The organism is Xanthomonas euvesicatoria (genome assembly GCF_013112235.1).
GTDB classification, from domain to species: Bacteria; Pseudomonadota; Gammaproteobacteria; order Xanthomonadales; family Xanthomonadaceae; genus Xanthomonas; species Xanthomonas euvesicatoria.
Genome location: NZ_JABFFS010000001.1, coordinates 3,445,182 through 3,463,473 on the forward strand (window position 1 = coordinate 3,445,182; position 18,292 = coordinate 3,463,473).

18 protein-coding genes are annotated in these 18,292 nt (G+C 63.6%); 14 read left to right on the forward strand and 4 right to left on the reverse strand.

Annotated elements, in window-relative coordinates:
* Positions 1-70: 70 nt before the first annotated feature.
* From ndk to HLH45_RS14880, 8 genes are all read left to right on the forward strand, one after another.
* Entirely contained in the window at positions 71-496 is a 426-nt protein-coding gene (ndk, locus tag HLH45_RS14845; RefSeq protein WP_002812972.1) for a nucleoside-diphosphate kinase, read from the forward strand.
* Positions 497-514: 18 nt separating this feature from the next.
* Complete coding sequence (rlmN, locus tag HLH45_RS14850) at positions 515-1,720, forward strand: dual-specificity RNA methyltransferase RlmN (RefSeq protein WP_008575352.1); 1,206 nt, start codon at positions 515-517, stop codon at positions 1,718-1,720.
* Between the two features lie 10 nt (positions 1,721-1,730).
* Positions 1,731-2,519: a type IV pilus biogenesis/stability protein PilW gene (gene pilW / locus HLH45_RS14855; RefSeq protein WP_011347312.1), complete on the forward strand. Its 789-nt coding sequence runs from the start codon at positions 1,731-1,733 to the stop codon at positions 2,517-2,519.
* Positions 2,516-3,376: a helix-turn-helix domain-containing protein gene (locus tag HLH45_RS14860; RefSeq protein ID WP_008575356.1), complete on the forward strand. Its 861-nt coding sequence runs from the start codon at positions 2,516-2,518 to the stop codon at positions 3,374-3,376. The genes pilW and HLH45_RS14860 overlap by 4 nt, the downstream gene beginning before the upstream one ends.
* 70 nt (positions 3,377-3,446) lie before the next feature.
* Positions 3,447-4,085, forward strand: coding sequence for a YfgM family protein (locus tag HLH45_RS14865; RefSeq protein WP_008575358.1), 639 nt, complete (start codon positions 3,447-3,449; stop codon positions 4,083-4,085).
* Positions 4,085-5,302 (forward strand): outer membrane protein assembly factor BamB, encoded by a 1,218-nt coding sequence (bamB, locus tag HLH45_RS14870; protein ID WP_008575359.1) that lies wholly within the window; start codon positions 4,085-4,087, stop codon positions 5,300-5,302. Before HLH45_RS14865 ends, bamB begins: the two co-directional genes overlap by 1 nt.
* 10 nt (positions 5,303-5,312) lie before the next feature.
* Positions 5,313-6,710, forward strand: a complete 1,398-nt coding sequence (der, locus tag HLH45_RS14875; protein ID WP_003482878.1) for a ribosome biogenesis GTPase Der — start codon at positions 5,313-5,315, stop codon at positions 6,708-6,710.
* 302 nt (positions 6,711-7,012) lie between these two features.
* Complete coding sequence (locus HLH45_RS14880) at positions 7,013-8,233, forward strand: molybdopterin molybdotransferase MoeA (RefSeq protein WP_008575363.1); 1,221 nt, start codon at positions 7,013-7,015, stop codon at positions 8,231-8,233.
* Positions 8,234-8,572: 339 nt separating this feature from the next.
* Here the strand turns inward: HLH45_RS14880 and moeB are convergent, their stop codons facing one another.
* Positions 8,573-9,778 (reverse strand): molybdopterin-synthase adenylyltransferase MoeB, encoded by a 1,206-nt coding sequence (moeB, locus tag HLH45_RS14885; RefSeq protein ID WP_008575364.1) that lies wholly within the window; start codon positions 9,776-9,778, stop codon positions 8,573-8,575.
* Between the two features lie 22 nt (positions 9,779-9,800).
* Positions 9,801-9,965 (reverse strand): hypothetical protein, encoded by a 165-nt coding sequence (locus HLH45_RS14890; protein ID WP_154671618.1) that lies wholly within the window; start codon positions 9,963-9,965, stop codon positions 9,801-9,803.
* Here HLH45_RS14890 and HLH45_RS14895 point away from each other — a divergent pair.
* The 5 genes from HLH45_RS14895 to HLH45_RS14915 all read left to right on the forward strand — a co-directional run bounded on the left by HLH45_RS14895 (position 9,964) and on the right by HLH45_RS14915 (position 15,731).
* On the forward strand, positions 9,964-12,627 hold the full coding sequence (locus HLH45_RS14895; RefSeq protein WP_033478963.1) for a TonB-dependent receptor: 2,664 nt from the start codon (positions 9,964-9,966) through the stop codon (positions 12,625-12,627). The two genes, HLH45_RS14890 and HLH45_RS14895, sit on opposite strands and share 2 nt — an antisense overlap.
* 97 nt (positions 12,628-12,724) lie before the next feature.
* The gene (locus HLH45_RS14900) at positions 12,725-12,940 is read left to right on the forward strand and encodes a hypothetical protein (RefSeq protein WP_008575367.1); all 216 of its coding nucleotides are present in this window, start codon (positions 12,725-12,727) and stop codon (positions 12,938-12,940) included.
* Between the two features lie 495 nt (positions 12,941-13,435).
* Positions 13,436-14,014 carry a DUF4142 domain-containing protein gene (locus tag HLH45_RS14905; RefSeq protein WP_033478957.1) on the forward strand — a complete coding sequence of 193 codons (579 nt, stop codon included), beginning with the start codon at positions 13,436-13,438 and terminating at the stop codon, positions 14,012-14,014.
* A gap of 3 nt (positions 14,015-14,017) precedes the next feature.
* Positions 14,018-14,548 (forward strand): SRPBCC family protein, encoded by a 531-nt coding sequence (locus HLH45_RS14910; RefSeq protein WP_008575371.1) that lies wholly within the window; start codon positions 14,018-14,020, stop codon positions 14,546-14,548.
* A gap of 13 nt (positions 14,549-14,561) precedes the next feature.
* Complete coding sequence (locus HLH45_RS14915) at positions 14,562-15,731, forward strand: zinc-dependent alcohol dehydrogenase (protein ID WP_008575372.1); 1,170 nt, start codon at positions 14,562-14,564, stop codon at positions 15,729-15,731.
* Between the two features lie 197 nt (positions 15,732-15,928).
* Here the strand turns inward: HLH45_RS14915 and HLH45_RS14920 are convergent, their stop codons facing one another.
* On the reverse strand, positions 15,929-16,699 hold the full coding sequence (locus HLH45_RS14920) for an OBAP family protein (RefSeq protein ID WP_033478959.1): 771 nt from the start codon (positions 16,697-16,699) through the stop codon (positions 15,929-15,931).
* Between the two features lie 145 nt (positions 16,700-16,844).
* On the opposite strand from HLH45_RS14920, the gene xth reads away from it, so the two are divergent.
* Entirely contained in the window at positions 16,845-17,840 is a 996-nt protein-coding gene (xth, locus tag HLH45_RS14925) for an exodeoxyribonuclease III (RefSeq protein WP_008575375.1), read from the forward strand.
* A 34-nt stretch (positions 17,841-17,874) separates the two neighbouring features.
* Here xth and HLH45_RS14930 read toward each other — a convergent pair whose 3' ends face one another.
* Positions 17,875-18,150 carry a PQ-loop domain-containing transporter gene (locus tag HLH45_RS14930; RefSeq protein ID WP_008575377.1) on the reverse strand — a complete coding sequence of 92 codons (276 nt, stop codon included), beginning with the start codon at positions 18,148-18,150 and terminating at the stop codon, positions 17,875-17,877.
* Positions 18,151-18,292: the final 142 nt, after the last annotated feature.

Sequence of the window (18,292 nt, forward strand, 5' to 3'; positions counted from 1 at the left end):
CGCGTTTTGTCGCGGGTTTTTTTCATGATAACCTCGGGCCTTCAGTGGCCCGCCCAACGGAGAACTTCCCATGGCGCTGGAGCGCACCCTGTCCATCATCAAGCCCGACGCCGTTGCCAAGAACGTCATCGGCGAAATCTACAGCCGCTTCGAAAAGGCTGGCCTGAAGGTCGTGGCCGCCAAGTACAAGCAGCTGTCGCGCCGTGAAGCCGAAGGCTTTTACGCCGTTCACCGCGAGCGTCCGTTCTTCAACGCGCTGGTCGAGTTCATGATCTCCGGCCCGGTGATGATCCAGGCGCTGGAAGGCGAGAACGCCGTTGCCGCACACCGTGACCTGCTGGGCGCGACCAATCCCAAGGACGCTGCGCCGGGCACCATCCGCGCCGACTTCGCCGATTCGATCGATGCCAATGCCGCCCACGGCTCGGATTCGGTCGAGAACGCTGCCAACGAAGTCGCGTATTTCTTTGCTGCCACCGAAGTGGTCTCGCGCTGAGGCCGAGTGAGTCGAATCGTGAATGAGGTCGTGATCCCTTCCGTGCTGCAGGACGGCTCCGTCCGTCCCCCGGAGCCGCGCAAGCAGAACCTGCTCGACCTCGATCGCGAGGGTCTGGAGCGCTTCTTCGCCGACACGCTCGGCGAGGCGCGTTACCGTGCCCATCAGGTGATGAAGTGGATCCACCATCGCTACGTCACCGATTTCGACCAGATGACGGACCTCGGCAAGGCGCTGCGTGCGAAGTTGCACCAGCATGCCGAGGTCCTCGTCCCGAACGTGGTGTTCGACAAGCCTTCGGCCGACGGCACCCACAAATGGCTGTTGGCCATGGGCGCCGACGGCAAGAACGCCATCGAAACCGTGTATATCCCCGACAAGGGCCGCGGCACGCTGTGCGTGTCCTCCCAGGTCGGTTGCGGCTTGAACTGCACCTTTTGTTCGACCGCCACCCAGGGCTTCAACCGCAACCTCACCACCGCCGAAATCATCGGCCAGGTGTGGGTGGCGGCGCGCCATCTGGGCAATGTGCCGCACCAGCAGCGCCGTCTCACCAATGTGGTGATGATGGGCATGGGCGAGCCGCTGATGAATTTCGATAACGTCGTGCGCGCGATGAGTGTGATGCGCGACGATCTTGGCTACGGGCTGGCCAGCAAGCGGGTCACGCTGTCGACCTCCGGCCTGGTGCCGATGATCGACCGGCTCTCCACCGAAAGCGACGTGTCGCTGGCGGTCTCGCTGCATGCCGCCAACGACACGCTGCGCGAGAGCCTGGTGCCGTTGAACAAGAAATACCCGATCGCCGAGCTGATGGAGTCGTGCGCGCGCTACCTGCGCGGCAGCAAGAAACGCGATTCGGTGACCTTCGAATACACCTTGATGAAAGGCATCAACGACCAGCCGGAGCATGCGCGCCAGTTGGCCAGGTTGATGCGGCAGTTCGACAACGCCGTGCAGTCCAAGGACGCCGGCAAGGTCAATCTGATTCCGTTCAATCCATTTCCTGGAACGCGCTATGAGCGCTCGGGCGAGACCGAGATTCGCGCGTTCCAGAAGATCCTGCTCGATGCGCAGGTGCTGACGATGGTTCGCCGCACTCGTGGCGACGACATCGACGCCGCATGCGGGCAGCTCAAGGGGCAGGTCATGGACCGTACCCGTCGCCAGGCGGAGTTCCGCCGCACATTGGAAGGGCAGGCCGATCGAGATGCGGCAGCGTGAACTCGCGTTAATGGCGGCCGTGGCGATCGCGCTGAGCGCGGTCGGCTGCGGTGGTCGCAATGCCAAGGCCGGCTCGGCCAAGAGTGTGGAGGAAGTCGCGCCGGTGTACTCGTTCCGCGACGACAAAGCCACCAAGAATCGCTTGGCTGTCCAGGAAAAATTAGGCTTGGCACGCAATCGGCTGCAGACCGGCGATTACGCCAGTGCCGAAGAGCAGGTGCGCGCCGCCTTGAAAAAGGACGCGCAGTCGGTGGATGCCATCGGCCTGCTGGCGCTGATTCAGGGCGCCAGGGGCGATACGGCGGCGGCCGGGGCGTCGTACCGGCAGGCCGCAGAACTCGCACCGCAACGCGGCGACGTGCTGAATAACTATGGCGCCTGGTTGTGCGCGAATGGCTCGCCCGCCGAAGCGTTGACATGGTTCGATCGTGCGCTGGCCGACCGGACGTATGCCTCGCCTGCGTCTGCCTTGGGCAATGCCGGCGGTTGCGCGCTCAAGGCAGGACAGCCTGAACGAGCAGCGGGCGATCTGCGCAAAGCGCTCGATCTCGACCCGAATAATCCGTATGCGCTCGAATCGATGGCACGTCTGGAAGCCGGGCGCCGCAATTATTTCGAAGCCCGCGCTTTTATCGAACGCCGCCTTGCGGCTGCACCGGCAACTGCTTCCGTGTTACAACTCGCCATTCAGATTGAGCAAGGGCTAGGCGACAAGGTAGCTGCCGGCCGTTACCAACAGCGGTTGGTCAAGGAATTCCCTGACGCAGCGACCGCTACTCCCGGGGCCAATGCATTGTGATCAGTGATTCCAATCCGAACCTTTTCGAGCAGGAAAAGGGCTGCGGACAGCATTTGCGCGAAGCGCGCGAGGCAGCAGGTCTGAGCGTGGACGAGGTGGCCGGCAAGCTGCGCATGCCGGCCCACGTGGTGCACGCGTTGGAGCAGGAAGACTGGCAGCGGCTGGGCGCGCCGGTGTTCGTACGCGGGCAGCTGCGCAGCTATGCGCGCTTGTTGCAGGTCGATCTGGAGCCGCTGTTGCAGCAGGCCACCATTGCGCCGATCGAGCCGGTCAAGCTGGTCAGTCACACGCATACGCCGCGTGCGCGGCGCATTCTCGAAAGCACCGCGCGCAAGGCCATGTACGTGGTCATCACCGGCGTGTTTGCGGTGCCGGTCTGGTACGCGACGCGCTCGCATCTGGATGGCAAAGCGCCTAGCACGGTGTCCTTGGACAGCATGCCTGAGGCTGCAAAGTCCGCTGCGCCAGGTACGCCGGTAACGCAGCCGGCCGCCGCGCCGCGCGAGCAGCCGGCGCCGTATATCGCGTCGATGACCCCGGTGCCGCGTGCGACCGCCGACGCCAAGGCGCCTGCGGCAGCAGCTGCTCCCGGCGGCAGTTTGTCGCTGAGTTTCAGCGGCGACAGCTGGGTGCAGATTTTGGCACCGGATGGCAGTGCGGTGGAAAAAGCCCTGATACGTGCCGGTGAACAACGCACGTATTCGCCCGGTCAGGTGGGGCGCATCGTGCTCGGTAATGCCTCGGCGGTACAGGTTCAGCAAGGCGGCAGTATCGTCGACGTGAAACCGTTCCAGCGCGCTAACGTGGCCCGTTTTGCGGTATCCTCCGACGGCTCCGTGGTACCTGCTTCCGAGTGAAGCGGACTGCGGTTTTTCATTTATCCCTTTTGATGTTCCGTGCCTCCGGGATGACGGAGCGAGAGTACGCATGGCGATCGACGATCTGCTGGACGAACACGAACAAGGCGAACGCGTTCGTTCCTGGTTGAGAAAGAATGGCGCAGGTCTGGTGGGCGGTGTCCTGCTTGGTCTGGCACTGATCCTGGGCTGGCAGTGGTGGCAGACGCGCACCAATACCGCATTGGTCGAGGCCAATGGCCGCTACGAGGCGGTGGTGAAGTCGATTCAGGCCAAGGACCTGGACAAGGCCGCCAAGGACATCGTGGCACTGGACGACGGCAAGGGCGGTATTTATGCCGAGCTGGCGGCGCTGCGGCTGGCCAAGGCCCAGGTCGATGCCGGCAAGAATGCCGAAGCGATCAAGACCTTGCGCGACGTGCCCGCCGAAGGCGAGCTCAAGCAGATCGTGCAGCAGCGCCTGGCGCGCGTACTGACCGAAAGCGGCAAGCCCGACGAAGCGATCAAGCTGCTGGCCGACGCGCAGGACCACGCCAGCCTGGAGATTCGCGCCGATGCATTGGTCGCGCAGGGCAAGCCGGATGAGGCGCGTGCGCTGTACACCCGCGCCCTGACCACGGTGGATGTGGCTTCGCCGCAGCGCCGGTTGCTGGAAACCAAGCTGATGGATGTGGGCGGCAAGGTGCCCGATCCGGCGGAGCAGATTTGATGAAGCAGGTTGATATGTATAAGCGCGTTGCGTTGATTGCCGTGATGGGTCTGTCGCTGGCTGGCTGCAGCACCGTGAAGGGCTGGTTCGCCGGGAAGGACGCTGCTGCCAAGAAGGCGCAGGAACCTGCCGAGCTGGTGAAGTTCGAGCCGTCGGTCAAGGTCGAGAAGATCTGGTCTGCCGGTGTGGGCAAGGGTGAAGGGCATATCGGTGTCCGTCAGCGCCCGGCCGTGGCCGATGGCAAGGTGTATGCAGCGGCGATCACCGGTGGCGTGGAGGCACTCGACCTGCAGACCGGCAAGCGGGTCTGGGAATACAAGCCCAAGAAAGAAGAGCGTAACGACCGCAAGTTCAAGCAGCGCCTGTCCGGTGGTCCCGGTGTGGGCGAGGGCCTGGTGGTGATCGGTAGCCTGTCCGGCGATGTGATCGCCTTGAACCAGGCCGACGGCACTGAAAAATGGCGGGCCAAGGTGCCGAACGAAGTGATTGCTGCGCCGGCCATTGCACAGAACCTGGTGCTGGTGCGTAGCAACGACGGTCGCGTGACTGCGTTTGATGCGGCAACCGGCGAGCGTCGCTGGTTCCATGCCGAAGAAGGCCCGACCTTGTCCGTCCGCGGCAATGCGCCGATCGTGACCGGCCCGGGCGTGGTGTTCGTCGGTAACGACAGCGGCACCTTGAGTGCGCTGGCGCTGCAGGACGGTCGCCCGTTGTGGGAGCAGGCCATCGGCGTGCCGGAAGGCCGTACCGAGCTGGAGCGCATGTCCGATGTGGATGGTGCGCCGGTGCTGGATGGCACCACGCTGTACGCGACCAGCTTCAAGAATGAAACCCTCGCACTGGAAGGCCCGAGCGGCCGTCCGCTGTGGACGCGCGATCACGGCGGCGCCGGTGGCGTTGGTGTGTCGTCGGCCGTCGTGGTGGTGTCCGACAATGCTGGATCGGTGTGGGGGCTGGACAAGAGCAGCGGTGCGGCGATGTGGTCGCAGGCTGCGTTGGCACGCCGTTCGCTGACCGGTGTGGCCATCCAGGGCGATTACGCCGTGGTCGGCGACTACAAGGGCTATCTGCACTGGCTGAAACTCAGCGACGGCGCACTGGCTGCGCGCGCACGTGCCGGACGCGATACGCTGCTGGCGCAGCCGCAGGTGGTCGACGGCATTTTGCTGGTACAAAACACCGACGGCGATCTCACCGCCTTCCGGTTGGCACAATAAGGACCTTGCGATGCTGCCCCTGGTCGCCCTGGTTGGACGGCCCAATGTCGGCAAGTCCACCATCTTCAATGCGCTGACGCGCACCCGTGACGCGCTGGTCCACGACCAGCCTGGCGTCACCCGCGACCGTAACTACGGGGTCTGCCGTCTCGACGAGCAGCAGCCCTTCATCGTCGTCGATACCGGTGGTATCGCCGGCGACGAGGAAGGTCTTGCTGGAGCCACGGCCCGCCAGGCACGGGCCGCCGCCGGCGAAGCCGATCTGGTGCTGTTCGTGGTCGATGGCCGCGAAGGCGCGTCCTCGCTCGATGACGAGATTCTGGCCTGGTTGCGCAAATTGGCGCGGCCGACCGTGCTGGTGATCAACAAGATCGACGGCACCGACGAAGAAACCGTGCGCTCGGAATTCGCGCGCTACGGCTTCTCCGACGTGGTGGCGTTGTCTGCGGCGCATCGGCAGGGCATCGACGAATTGCTTGACGAGGTGGGTGCGCGGCTGCCCGAGGAAGGTGCCGGCGAGCTGCTGGACAACGATCCGGCACGCGTGCGGATCGCCTTCGTGGGCCGGCCGAATGTCGGCAAATCGACGCTGGTCAATCGCCTGCTGGGCGAAGAACGCATGATCGCCTCGGAAGTGCCGGGCACCACGCGCGATTCGATCGCGGTGGACCTGGAGCGCGATGGCCGTCAGTACCGCCTGATCGATACCGCCGGCCTGCGCCGGCGCGGCAAGGTGGAAGAGGCGGTCGAGAAGTTCAGCGCGTTCAAGACGCTGCAGGCGATCGAGCAATGCCAGGTGGCGGTGCTGATGCTGGACGCTACCGAAGGCGTGACCGACCAGGATGCGACGATTCTCGGCGCGATCCTGGATGCCGGCCGGGCGCTGGTGGTGGCGATCAACAAGTGGGACGGGCAAAGCGATTACCAGCGTGCGCAGGCCGAAGACCTGCTGTCGCGCAAGCTGGGCTTCGTCAATTGGGCAGAGGCGGTGCGGATCTCTGCATTGCACGGCTCGGGCATGCGCGAGCTGTTCCAGGCCATCCATCGTGCGCACGCCTCGGCGACGCACGAATTCAGCACCAGCGAAGTGAACCAGGCACTGGAAATCGCTTACGAGACCAACCCGCCGCCGAGCATTCGCGGGCATGTCTCCAAGCTGCGGTATGTGCACCCGGGCGGTGCGAATCCGCCGACCTTCATCGTGCATGGCACGCGCCTGAAGGTGTTGCCGGAGTCGTACAAGCGCTATCTGGAAAACTTCTTCCGCAAGCGTTTCAAGCTGGTTGGTACGCCGGTGCGTTTCATCTTTCGCGAGGGCGCCAACCCGTACGAGGGCAAGAAGAATCCGCTCTCCGATCGCCAGGTGGCCCGCAAGCGGCGCCTGATGCGGCATGTCAAAGGGAAGTAAGGGCCCCAGGCTGCCTGAGCTGTGATGTTCAGGCGGTTCGGCAGGCGCGCAGATCGGTCAGGCTGCGCGTTCGCCGCGTGCAGGCAGGGTTCTAAACGTTCCGCGCCTCCTCCCGATCGCTCGATCGATACGTGAGGCAGTTCCTGCCGCGTGCAGCTTTTCGGTCTTTGGCGCGGGTGGCGGCGCGTGCCGGTGCAATCGAAGTCGCTCGCAGCGCGGCGCGTCGTTAAAGCCCATCTCCTTTGGCCGACGCGTGGCGCGGCCACCCTTCGCGTTGGCGATGCGCTGGTATCCTGCGCGGCATGACCGATTATCCTTCCCGCATTCCGTACGCGCAGGCGCTGCAGATTCTGCGCAGTGTCGCGGCCAGCAACCGTTCGCCCGATGAAAACATCGCCACCTCGCGCGCCGATGGGCGGATCTCTGCCGGCGACCTGATCGCACCGCTGGCGCTGCCGCCGTTTGCCAATAGCGCGATGGATGGCTTTGCGCTGCGGCACGCCGATGTTGCTGGCGGCGATGCGTCGCTGCAGCTGGTTGGCGAACAGTTTGCCGGCGAGCGCTGGGCCGGCACACTGGGCGCCGGGCAATGCCTGCGTATCACCACGGGCGCGCCACTGCCCGATGGCGCCGATACCGTGATTCCCAAGGAAGATGCCGACGAACGCGATGGCATGATGCAGTTTAAGACCGCGCCTGCACCGGGCGCAGCCGTGCGCCTGGCCGGCAGCGATGTGCGTGCCGGCGACCTGGTGATCCAGGCCGGGCAGGTGCTGACGCCTGCACGTATCGGTCTGGCCGCTGCGCTGGGCGTGTCGCGGCTTGCGGTCGCGCCGCGCCCGACCATTGCGGTGCTGGCCACCGGCGATGAGCTGATCGAGCCGGGCATGCCGCTCGGCCCGGGTCAGATCTACAACAGCAACCGCGACATGCTGATGGCGCAGCTGCGTGCACTGGGCTATGCGCCGACCGCGTGGCCGACCTTGCCGGACGACCCGCTACGTATCCGCACCATGCTGGAAGATGCGGCCGCAGCGTTCGATGTGGTCATCACCTGCGGCGGCGTTTCTGCTGGCGAAAAGGATTATCTGCCGCGTCTGATCGGCGAATTGGGGCGCATCCATTTCTGGCGTGTGCGGATGCGCCCGGGCATGCCGGCGGTGTTGGGGCAGATTGGCCGCTGCCTGGTCCTAGGCTTGCCGGGCAACCCGGTCTCTGTGCTGGCAACGCTGATCGCCTACGGCGTCCCGTTGCTGGATGGATTGCAGGGACGCAGCGAGCCGCGCCCGGTCTGGCATGCGGCGTTGGCAAGCCCATGGGACAAGCGCCACGAACGGCTGGAATTCCTGCGTGGGCGATTGGAATGCGGCGAAGATGGGCGGCTGACCGCGCTGCCGCACCGTGGCGATGCCTCGCATCTACTGCGTGGCGCGGCCGACAGCAATGCATTGATCGTGCTGCCCGAGCAGGCGCGGCGCTTTGAGGCTGGCGAGATCGTGCGGGTGATTCCTTACGCGTTGTGAGTGTTTGCTCGATCGTTGGTGCCCGGCAGAATGATGCGCGCCCTGTTGGAGTGTTTACGTCATGGGCAGCGCATGCGACGTGCGTGTCGCGGCGTTTCAACATGTAGGGCGATCGTCAAACTGCTCAAGCGTCTTGGGCGTGGCCTGGAAGCGAACGCCTCGACAATGGGAGCCAATCGCTCGATAGCCGCTCTCCCGGTGGGAGAGTGGTGAGGTGGGGCGCAAGACAGCCATCCACGCAAACGTCGCCGAAGTGCTTGACGTATCGATATACCTCGCATTGCATCGGTGGCAAGCCAATCAGTCAGCGACCGACACCACACGCCGCTGTGGGCTCGCTCAACCAACCGCACTGCCGCAGAACGCCGCGTAATCCGCATAGCCGCGAAATGCCGCGCCAGGCGCGCACACCGGGCAGTGCGGGTCCGGCGGCAAGCGGATGTCGCGAAAGCGCATCGCCAATGCATCGAAACTGAGCAGGCGGCCAGTGAGGCCGTCACCAATGCCGAGCAGCAACTTGATCGCTTCGGTGGCTTGCAAGAGTCCGATCACTCCGGGCAGTACGCCGAGCACACCAGCCTCGGCACAACTGGGCGCAAATTCCGGCGGCGGTGGTTCGGGAAACAGGCAGCGGTAGCAAGGCGCATGACCGCGGTGGCGGCCGGCATCGAACACGCTGACCTGTCCTTCGAACTGCTGCACGGCGCCGTAAACCAGTGGTTTACCGAATTTGACGCACGCATCGTTGAGCAAATACCGCGCAGGAAAATTATCTGCGCCATCCACCACCACATCCACATCCTGCAGCAGCGCTTCGACATTGTCGGCCGTCACGCGGGTTTGCACCGCCTCGATGTCCACGCGCGGGTTGAGCGCGGCAATGCGCTGCGCGGCGGAGTCGACCTTTGCAGTGCCGACGCTGTCTTCGGTGTGCAGAATCTGGCGTTGCAGGTTGCTGCGGTCCACCACGTCGTCGTCGGCAATGCGCAGATGCCCCACACCGGCTGCGGCGAGGTAGAACGCGGCCGGCGAGCCTAGTCCGCCTGCGCCGATCAGCAACACCCGCGCGCGCGCCAGGCGCCGCTGACCTTCCAGGCCGACCTGGGACAGACGCAGATGGCGTGAATAACGCTCAAGAAAATCCTGCTCGTCCGCCGGCAACGTCGGGCGTACCAACGGCAGGCCGGCGCTGGCCCATGCGCTGGTGCCACCGGCCACCGACGCCACGTGCGCATAGCCGTGCGCGCGCAAGATGGCGGCCGTGTGTGCCGAGCGTTTGCCGCTCTGGCAGATCAACACGATTGCGCGGGTTTGCTCCGGCAGATGGGCTGCAGGCTCGGTTTCCAGGGAGTTCTGTGCGATCGCCAACGCGCCTTCGGCCTGGCCGCCGGCACGCTCATGCAGTTGCCGGATGTCGACCAGCAGGGCGCCTTGCAGGGCGCGGGCACGGGCGTCGGCGGGAGAGATGTCGTGGCTGCTCATGCGGCCATTGTCGCGCAAACGCAGCAGCTGCGATGTGCAGTCTTGCCCATGACACGCACGCACCTCGCCGTTGATGAAAGGCGCGTCATGATTGCGGCGCGATGGCGGACGCGATCACGCTGCACTGCGAGCGGCACCGCTGTAATTCGGCCTTGTTCAACACCTCGCGGCTCGTCCGGCCCGGTTTGCCTGACTTGCGCGGGCGCGCCCAGCCGCGCGTCATCGCACTGCTGCCCCAGGAGGCCATCATGCTTGTTCCGTCGCAGCATGCGTCTGTCGCGCGGCGTGCCATCACGTATCGGCCGCTGGGTGTGTGCATCGGTTTGGCCCTGAGTTGCAACGCGGCGGCGCAACAGGCCGCGCCCAACCCCGATCCCGCGGCGCCGGCCACATCCACGTTGGAGGCGGTGCAGGTCAAAGGCGTGCGCAGCAGCGTGGAAAGCGCCATCGCGATCAAGCAATCGAATGCGGAAATCAGCGATTCCATCGTCGCCGAAGACATCGGAAAGCTGCCCGACAACAGCGTGGCTGCGGCCCTGCAACGCGTGACCGGCGTGCAGGTGGCGCGCGCCGGTGGCGAAGTGGGGCACGTGCTGGTACGCGGCTTGCCGAACGTCATCACCACCCTGGATGGGCGCAACGTCTTCACAACGGTGGGTCGCGACATGGAGTTGGCCGATGTTCCGGCCGAATTGCTGCGCAGCGTGGATGTGTATAAGACCACTGGCGCGCAATTTCAGGAAGGTGGGATCGCCGGGGTGGTCGATGTGCATCTGCGGCGGCCATTCGATTTCGATCAGGACAGCACCATTGCCGGCAGCATCAGCGCCTTGCGGGGCGACCAATCAGGCAAGACCGTTCCCAATGGCAGCCTCACCCTCAGCCAGCGCCGCGACACCGGGCTGGGCCGCATGGGCTGGATGGGAAGCGTGTCCTATCAACGCCGCCCGTATCAGGAATCCAACACGTTGTACGGCACTTACGACCGGAAGGCGAACCCGCTCGATCCGGCCCAGCAGATTTACGTGCCTTACAGCGCAGGCGGATTGATGGCGCGCGGCGATCGCAAGCGCAAATCGGCGAATTTTTCGTTTCAATGGGCGCCAAGCGAGAACAGCGAGGTGTATTTCGACACGCTGTACATCGGGTACGACAACCGGCCCCAAGTGAATTACTGGTTGCCATTCCCAGGGCTGGCCACGCCAGAGAACACCGAAGCGGTCAGCCTGCGGCCGGGCAGTGATGTGCTGGCTGGCCTGGTGGCGCGCGAGGTGCGCACGCTCTCCAGCACGCAAGCGCACAAGAACGCATCCGATACCTACCAAGCTGCGCTGGGCTGGCGTTGGACCGGCGAGCGCATGCGTGCGAGCAGCGAGCTCGCCTATACCCATAGCACTGCCGAGAACCGCTCGTTCACCCTGGACATGACCACGCAGGCGCCGCGATTGAACATGCGTTCGTCAGGCGGCGCTGCAGATGTCTGGATCACCCAGGCCGATGGCAGCGCTTATGACGTCACAGCGCCAGGAAATTGGGAACTGAGTCAGTACTACGACAGCTGGAACACGCAGAGAGGCGAAGAGTGGGCATGGCGGGCCGATGCCACCTTCGACCTGGAGCTGGGCCCGTTGCGATCGGTGGACGTAGGTGCGCGCGCAAGCCGGCGGACGGCGACCAATCACTCCGGCGATACCGGCGCGCGCAACAATCTGACCGGCGCACCGATCTACTTGAGCGAGGTGTCCGGCCTGGCATCGGTAACGCCCGGCAACATGCTCGACGGGGCGCGTGCATTCACCAGCGATCGCTGGGCATCGGCCAACCAGGACGTCCTGCTGCAGCAAAGCACCCGGTTACGTACCGTGATGGGGCAGCCGCCGGGCCGGCCCGATGAAAACCCTGCCTTGTTCTTCGACGATCGCGAAGACAGCTATGCGATCTATGCGCAGGTGAATTACGGGTTCTCGCTTGGGTCCATTCCTGTCGATGGGCGTGTGGGGGCGCGCGCGACGCGATTGGATTCGCAACTGCAGGGCAGCCAGTCGGTGGATGGCGTGCTGAGCCCGGTCAGCATCGATCTGCGTATCGACGAGGTGTTACCCAACTACAGCGCCAACCTCACCTTGCATGACAACCTGATGCTGCGGCTGGCAGGCAGCACCACGATCACGCGCCCGGAATTTGCCGATCTCAATCCGCAGCTGGCCTTGTATCAGTCCACCGAATCGTTGCCGGCGCGCGGCAATGGCGGCAACCCGCAGCTGCGTCCGGTGGAATCGCGCAATGCCGATGTGTCGCTGGAATGGTATTTCCGTCCCGGCTCATTGCTGTCGGTTGCCGGCTTTCATCGCAAGATCGATGGCTATATCCAGAATTACGCAGCCGATGAATCCATCGGTGGCATCGTCTATTCGATCAGCCGGCCGCGCAATACCGGCGAGGGCAGCTTGAAGGGCGTGGAGGTGGGATACACGCAGTTCTACGACTTTCTGCCGGGTGGGTGGTCCGGCTTCGGCAGCCAGCTCAACTACACCTATATCTCGGCGAAGGCCGAATCGCCGGAAGGGATCAGCCAGCCGTTGACCAACGTCTCCAAAAATTCCTATAACGCGATCCTGATGTACGAATACGCGCGGTTCTCGGCGCGGGTCGCCTACAACTGGCGTGGCGACTATGCGGTGAGCTTCAACAGCTCAGGCGATCAGCCCGAGCAAATCAATCAGGGGCGGGAGCAATGGCTGGATGCCGCCTTCAATTACGAGCTCAACAGGCATGTGACCTTGTTTGCCGAGGCCACCAATCTGCTCGGCACCACGACCAACAATTATTTCGGTCAGCGGCATGGCGATTTCCCGCGCGAGATCGCATCGCCCGAGCGGACTTACACCCTGGGTTTTCGCTTCCGTTTGTGATGCGGATAACGTTGATGCGGATAACGCGGTCTGCGCACCACGTTGGCATCGGGCTCACCGGCGCAGCGGTAGCGTGAGCACAGCAGAGGAGACCGTGATGACACCTGACATCGATGCACAATTGAAGCAGCTTGCCGAAGCGTTGCCGGAGATGCGCAGTCAGCACCCGGACGATTTTTGGGATGTGTTCCGGGCCCGTTCCGAGAAGATCACCGGTGCGGCGCAATCGCAGGAGCAGGCAGCGCAGATCGTCAAACGTATCGACGAGATATTGGCCGCCAATCAGCTGGGGCCGGCGGATCCTGGCGCATGACACGGGACGCTGACGGGATGCGGTAGGCTCGACCCTATGCCGTGAATCGACGTTGCAGCGACAAGCGCTGCAGCGACAGCTTGCCCGTGATTACGCCCTTGCTGCGGGACAAAGCGGCTCGCGGTGCGCGTGCATCGCCACAGCACTGCCAGTGGGACGATTGCAGCACAAAATGCACGTAGAGCCGATCCTCGATGTCTCGGGGGAAGCCGACCATTGCCTTGATGATTGCAGCGCCAGGCGCTGGCGGCGAGCGATTACGTTCCCAAACAGGGTTTTCGATAGCCGATGATGCGGTATCCCGCGCTGCCGCGCAGCGGCATGGTCGTCAGCGAATTCAAAGTTGGAGGAAAACCCCGACTGCGTGACCTTCACACAGTGTGACGATGCGTTGCGCTGCAGCACGCAGCCTTCGCCAGTTCTCGACGCTAGCGCGACGATCGAGTCACGCAGCCAAGCCCAGCATCGAGCTACATCATCCAGCTGGAGACTTCCATGAACACACGTCGCCCGATCATCCTTGTCCTGGCCCTGTGCGTTGGCGCCAGCGTATCTGCGCAAGCACAAAACCTGACACAGTCTGCAATGCCCGCCGGGCAGCAAACCGCGGGTGCAGCGACACCCAGCGAGGACGAGCGCGAGGCGCTCGGTATGCTGAGTGCCATCAACACCAGCGAAATCAACGCGGCAAATCTGGCATTGCAGAAGCAGGTGCAAGGCGGCGCACGCGACTACGCCACGCGCATGATCAAGGAACACACCGACAACAACCAGAAGATCGCCAAATGGCAACCGGACACGTCCGCCGCGGGTGCAAAGCTGCAGATGACGAAGGGCAAGGCGGAGTTGGCCAAGCTGCAGAAGCTGGACGGTCATGCATTCGAAACGGCCTATATCACTGCGATGGTGAAAGACCACACCGACGCATTAACGGCGCTCGACAGCAAGCTGATCCCGCAGGCAAAGACATCGCCGGTGCTCGAACACCTGCAGACCACGCGCCATCACGTCGCCGATCATCTGAGCAGCGCCAAGGCATTGCAGGCCGACGACAAGAACGCCGGAGCCCGCTGAGCCATGGCTGCATTACCGACCGATCCGGTACGTACCGACGATGACGGTACGCACATCGTACGCAGCATGACCATCCGTGCCGAACCTCATCAGATACTGGATGCCTGGTGCGATGCGAATGTGCAGCAACGCGTGTTGGAAGGTGCTGCCGAGCTGGTCTCCGGCGACGGCCATGCGTCCCGCTGGAAGCTGCACGCGCCGCTGCGTCAGGATGTGGAGGTGACCTTGCGCCGCGCAGATGCGCGGCTGGGCGAGTCGGTGCGTTACGAGGCCGAGGGCGAACATGGGCTGCAGCTCGCTATCGTATTGCAGGTGCGCCCTGCACGTGGGCGCGAAGCCAGCGAAGCGACGCTAAGCCTGCACTATGCGGTCGAAGGCCTGCTGGCGCAGGTGTTCACCAAGCTGGTGAATCCCGCGCCGTACGTGCTGGTCGGCAAGGGACTACGGCGATTGCGCGCATGGCTGGAGGCCGGCGAGGTGCCGACCTTGTTGCATACCCCAGCGGCGCGCGCGTCGACGCACGCGCATTCTTGAGGAGGGCTTTTCTGTGCGAGCACTGTGCTGGAATGGCATCAACGATTTGCGCGTGGAAACCGTGCCCGATCCGGTGCTGGTCAATCCCCGCGATGTGATCCTGAAGGTCGGGCTCACCACCACCTGCGGCTCTGATCTGCATTTCATCGATGGCTACCTGCCAACCATGCGCGAGGGCGATGTCATCGGCCACGAGTTCATGGGTACGGTGGTGGAGGTGGGCAACGCAGTGAAGAATGTGCGCGTGGGTCAGCGCGTGGTGGTGCCGTCATTTATTTCCTGTGGCGGTTGCTGGCATTGCGAGCGCAAGGAATTTTCGCTGTGCGACAACACCAACCCCAACTGGGAAATGCAGGAACCCTTGCTTGGGCATGCGACCGCCGGGATTTACGGCTATACGCACGCCTTTGGCGGCTACGCAGGTTCGCACGCAACCTACATCCGCGTGCCGCATGCGGATGTGGGGTGTTTCGAGGTGCCCGATGGGGTCTCCGATGAAGATGCGCTGTTTCTCTCCGACGCGGGGCCGACTGGCTTCATGGGTGCAGACTTTTGCAATGTCCAGCCCGGCGACACGGTGGCGGTGTGGGGATGTGGTGGCGTGGGGCTGATGGCCCAGCAAAGTGCACGTATTTTGGGCGCAGAACGCGTGATCGGCATCGACCGCTTGCCGGAGCGTCTGGCAATGGCGCGCGATGTGTTAGGTGTGGAGGTGATCGATTATTCGGCGGTCGACAGCGTGGTGGATGTCCTGCGCGAAATGACCGGTGGGCGTGGCCCGGATGCCTGTATCGATGCGGTCGGAATGGAGGCGCATGGCACCGGGATCGGCCATACCTACGATCGGGTCAAGCAGGCTTTGCACCTGCACACCGATCGCGGCCAGGCGTTGCGCGAAGCCATCCTCGCCTGCCGCAAGGGCGGCATCCTGTCGGTCTTGGGCGTGTACGGAGTGATGGACAAGTTTCCGCTGGGTGCCGTGATGAACAAAGGTCTGACGGTGCGAACCGCGCAGCAACATGGGCAGCGATACGTGCCCAGGTTGCTGGACCTGGCGCAGGCGGGACGTTTGAAATCCGGATTTTTGCTGACCCACAAGATGCCGCTGGAAGACGCCGTGCGGGGCTACGACATGTTCAAGCACAAACACGATGGGTGCGTGCGTGCGGGGTTTGTGCCCTAGCGTCGGAGAACCTTGGTCGCACTGAGTTGCGCTGCAGGCGCTGCCGGGAATCGCTTGGCATCTGGCGTGTGCAACAGGGCAGGGTACGTGCGTACCGCTAGCTGCATCGCGCGTTTTTCCAGGCTCTAACGCATTGCCAAGTACGCGCGCCACGCCTGACCCTGCTGCACGTTGGTGCAGCAGGGTGTCTCCTGGGCTCAGGGATGCTTGCCCCTTGCGTCGGTCACCCCGGGTATGGGTTGGGCGTTGGGAAAATGGGCACGTAATGCATCCACGCCTTCTTGCGGCTTTGCCAGCGGCACAAGCTCTTGACGGTTGGCGCGGCGCTCTGCGGTGGACACCGAAACGGCCTGATCGCGTTGCGCAATCAACGGTTGCTGCAACTCACCATCGCGATTGAACGACCACGCCAGCATCGGCTCGCCCAGCGGCAAGGTGTCGCCGGGCGCGGTGCCCTTGCGCGAATGCCAGGTGTGCCAAGTCTTGCCGTAGCTGTTGATCTTGCTGCGCATCAGTTCCTTCTCTGCGACCTGCGGCAGGTTGGGAGCAGAGAGCTGGCCGGAAAGAATTTCACCGTTATGCGGATGCCAGAAGTTGCGCTCGTGTACCGGCAACTGCGCAAATAACGTCTCCGAGATGATGTACTCGATACCGGTGAGGTTGGCACGGTCGGTGTTGCCGTCGTAGAGCGCGCATTGGGCAAGATCTTCATTGACCTGCTGGCAATAGTGATGCGCCTCCATTTGCTCATCTGGCGCATCCTTCATCGGATGGAAGCCGACCAGATAGATGTCCAGCTTGCCGACCGGGCCGCTGGGCTGCAGCACTTTCGCGCCGGCTTCCAGCACATTGGTTTTGGGCGTTTCCGGTGCGCCGGGCGGGGTGACCGACGGTGGGCTGCGCGAGCAACTGGCGCAGAGCGCAAGGCCGATCAACAGTGCGGAATGTCGCATGGCAATTCCCATCAATGAATGTGCTTCAAGCTAAGAGCGCCGGTGGTGTGCCAGGCGTGAGCATGGGCCGGGGCACGCAGTGCAGCTTCACCTCGCTTGAGCATCGGCTTAATCAAGCGGCGGTCATGCTGTTGCACCACGGAAGCGGCCATTTGCACCCATGTCAGGTACCTTACGTAAGATCGCGACGTTCAACGTCAACGGTATTGCCAGCCGTCTGCCACACTTGCTGGAATGGCTGCAGCGCGAGCAGCCGGACATCGTGGGCCTGCAGGAATTGAAATCGACGCAAGCTGCGTTTCCGGAGCAGGCAATCCGCGATGCCGGGTACGGTGTGATCTGGCAGGGCGAAAAGTCCTGGAATGGCGTGGCGCTGCTCGCGCGGGGGACCGAGCCAGTGGAGATTCGTCGCGGGTTGCCCTGGGATCCACGCGATACGCAAAGCCGCTATCTGGAGGCGGCGATCCATGGCGTGGTGGTGGCCTGCCTGTATTTGCCCAACGGCAACCCGCAGCCCGGGCCGAAGTTCGACTACAAGCTTGCATGGTTCGAACGCTTGATCCGGCATGCGAAAACGCTGGTGGACCTGCCGCATCCGGTGGCGCTGATCGGCGACTTCAATGTGGTGCCGACCGATGCGGATATCTACGACCCCAAGGGCTGGCGCAAGGACGCCCTGCTGCAGCCGGAGAGCCGCGAGGCCTACCAGACCCTGCTGGCACAGGGCTGGACCGACAGCCTGCTGGCCATCCATGGCCACACGCCGATCTATACGTTCTGGGATTACTTTCGTCAGCACTTTGCGCGAGACCGTGGGTTGCGCATCGATCATCTGCTGCTCAATCGCACGCTGGCGCCCGACCTTCAAGATGCCGGCGTCGACAAGTGGGTACGTGCGCTGGAAAAGGCCAGCGACCATGCACCCACCTGGATCAGTGTGCGTGTACCGGATGCGCCCGCCGAAGCAGCGGCGGATGCCACGTCGGCCGCGAAGGTGCGCAAGCCGGGCACAGCGAAAAAGGCGGCCGTGCCCAAGGCGGCCGCCAAGAAGACGCCCAGTGTCATCGCGAAAAGAGCGGCCAAGAAGATCGCTGCGAAGAGGGCCACAGCCGCTTCGGCAAAACCACACAAGTCGGCGAAAAGAACGGCTGACTAAGCTCGACCGGCCGGCAGGAGTCCACGCAGCCTGTCTACGCTGCGCGTTCCAGCCTGCGGCGCTTGACCCGCTGCAATGCATAGCCGATCAGGGCCGTCAGCAGGATCAGCACATTGCTGACGATAAACACCGCGTTGCCAACCAGATAACTGTAGAGGATGAACAACACCGAAGCACTGATCTGGCCGAGGAACAACCAGCGCGAGACGCCCTGCGCGGCGTCGGAGCGCCATTGTTTGTAGATCTGCCGGATCAAGGTGGCGATCAGGATGATGCTGGCGAGCCAGCCCACGACGTCGACGAATTGCATGCGTGCAGTTGCTCAAGGAAGGCCTGCAACCTTGCAGCGCACACTGTCTGCATACCGTTCGAGCAGCTTCAAGCGTGGTGTCTACGGTGATGCCCATCATGTGGCGGATGGACACACGACGGCCCCGCACGGCCACGCCTGT

What these genes read in the sequence shown, in the direction of transcription:
- ndk (WP_002812972.1), top strand. Translation starts at nt 71, where the DNA reads ATGGCGCTGGAGCGCACCCTGTCCATCATCAAGCCCGACGCCGTTGCC.
- pilW (WP_011347312.1), top strand. Translation starts at nt 1,731, where the DNA reads ATGGCGGCCGTGGCGATCGCGCTGAGCGCGGTCGGCTGCGGTGGTCGC.
- HLH45_RS14865 (WP_008575358.1), top strand. Translation starts at nt 3,447, where the DNA reads ATGGCGATCGACGATCTGCTGGACGAACACGAACAAGGCGAACGCGTT.
- bamB (WP_008575359.1), top strand. Translation starts at nt 4,085, where the DNA reads ATGAAGCAGGTTGATATGTATAAGCGCGTTGCGTTGATTGCCGTGATG.
- der (WP_003482878.1), top strand. Translation starts at nt 5,313, where the DNA reads ATGCTGCCCCTGGTCGCCCTGGTTGGACGGCCCAATGTCGGCAAGTCC.
- HLH45_RS14880 (WP_008575363.1), top strand. Translation starts at nt 7,013, where the DNA reads ATGACCGATTATCCTTCCCGCATTCCGTACGCGCAGGCGCTGCAGATT.
- HLH45_RS14895 (WP_033478963.1), top strand. Translation starts at nt 9,964, where the DNA reads ATGCTTGTTCCGTCGCAGCATGCGTCTGTCGCGCGGCGTGCCATCACG.
- HLH45_RS14890 (WP_154671618.1), bottom strand. Translation starts at nt 9,965, where the DNA reads ATGATGGCCTCCTGGGGCAGCAGTGCGATGACGCGCGGCTGGGCGCGC.
- HLH45_RS14900 (WP_008575367.1), top strand. Translation starts at nt 12,725, where the DNA reads ATGACACCTGACATCGATGCACAATTGAAGCAGCTTGCCGAAGCGTTG.
- HLH45_RS14905 (WP_033478957.1), top strand. Translation starts at nt 13,436, where the DNA reads ATGAACACACGTCGCCCGATCATCCTTGTCCTGGCCCTGTGCGTTGGC.
- HLH45_RS14910 (WP_008575371.1), top strand. Translation starts at nt 14,018, where the DNA reads ATGGCTGCATTACCGACCGATCCGGTACGTACCGACGATGACGGTACG.
- xth (WP_008575375.1), top strand. Translation starts at nt 16,845, where the DNA reads ATGTCAGGTACCTTACGTAAGATCGCGACGTTCAACGTCAACGGTATT.
- HLH45_RS14930 (WP_008575377.1), bottom strand. Translation starts at nt 18,150, where the DNA reads ATGCAATTCGTCGACGTCGTGGGCTGGCTCGCCAGCATCATCCTGATC.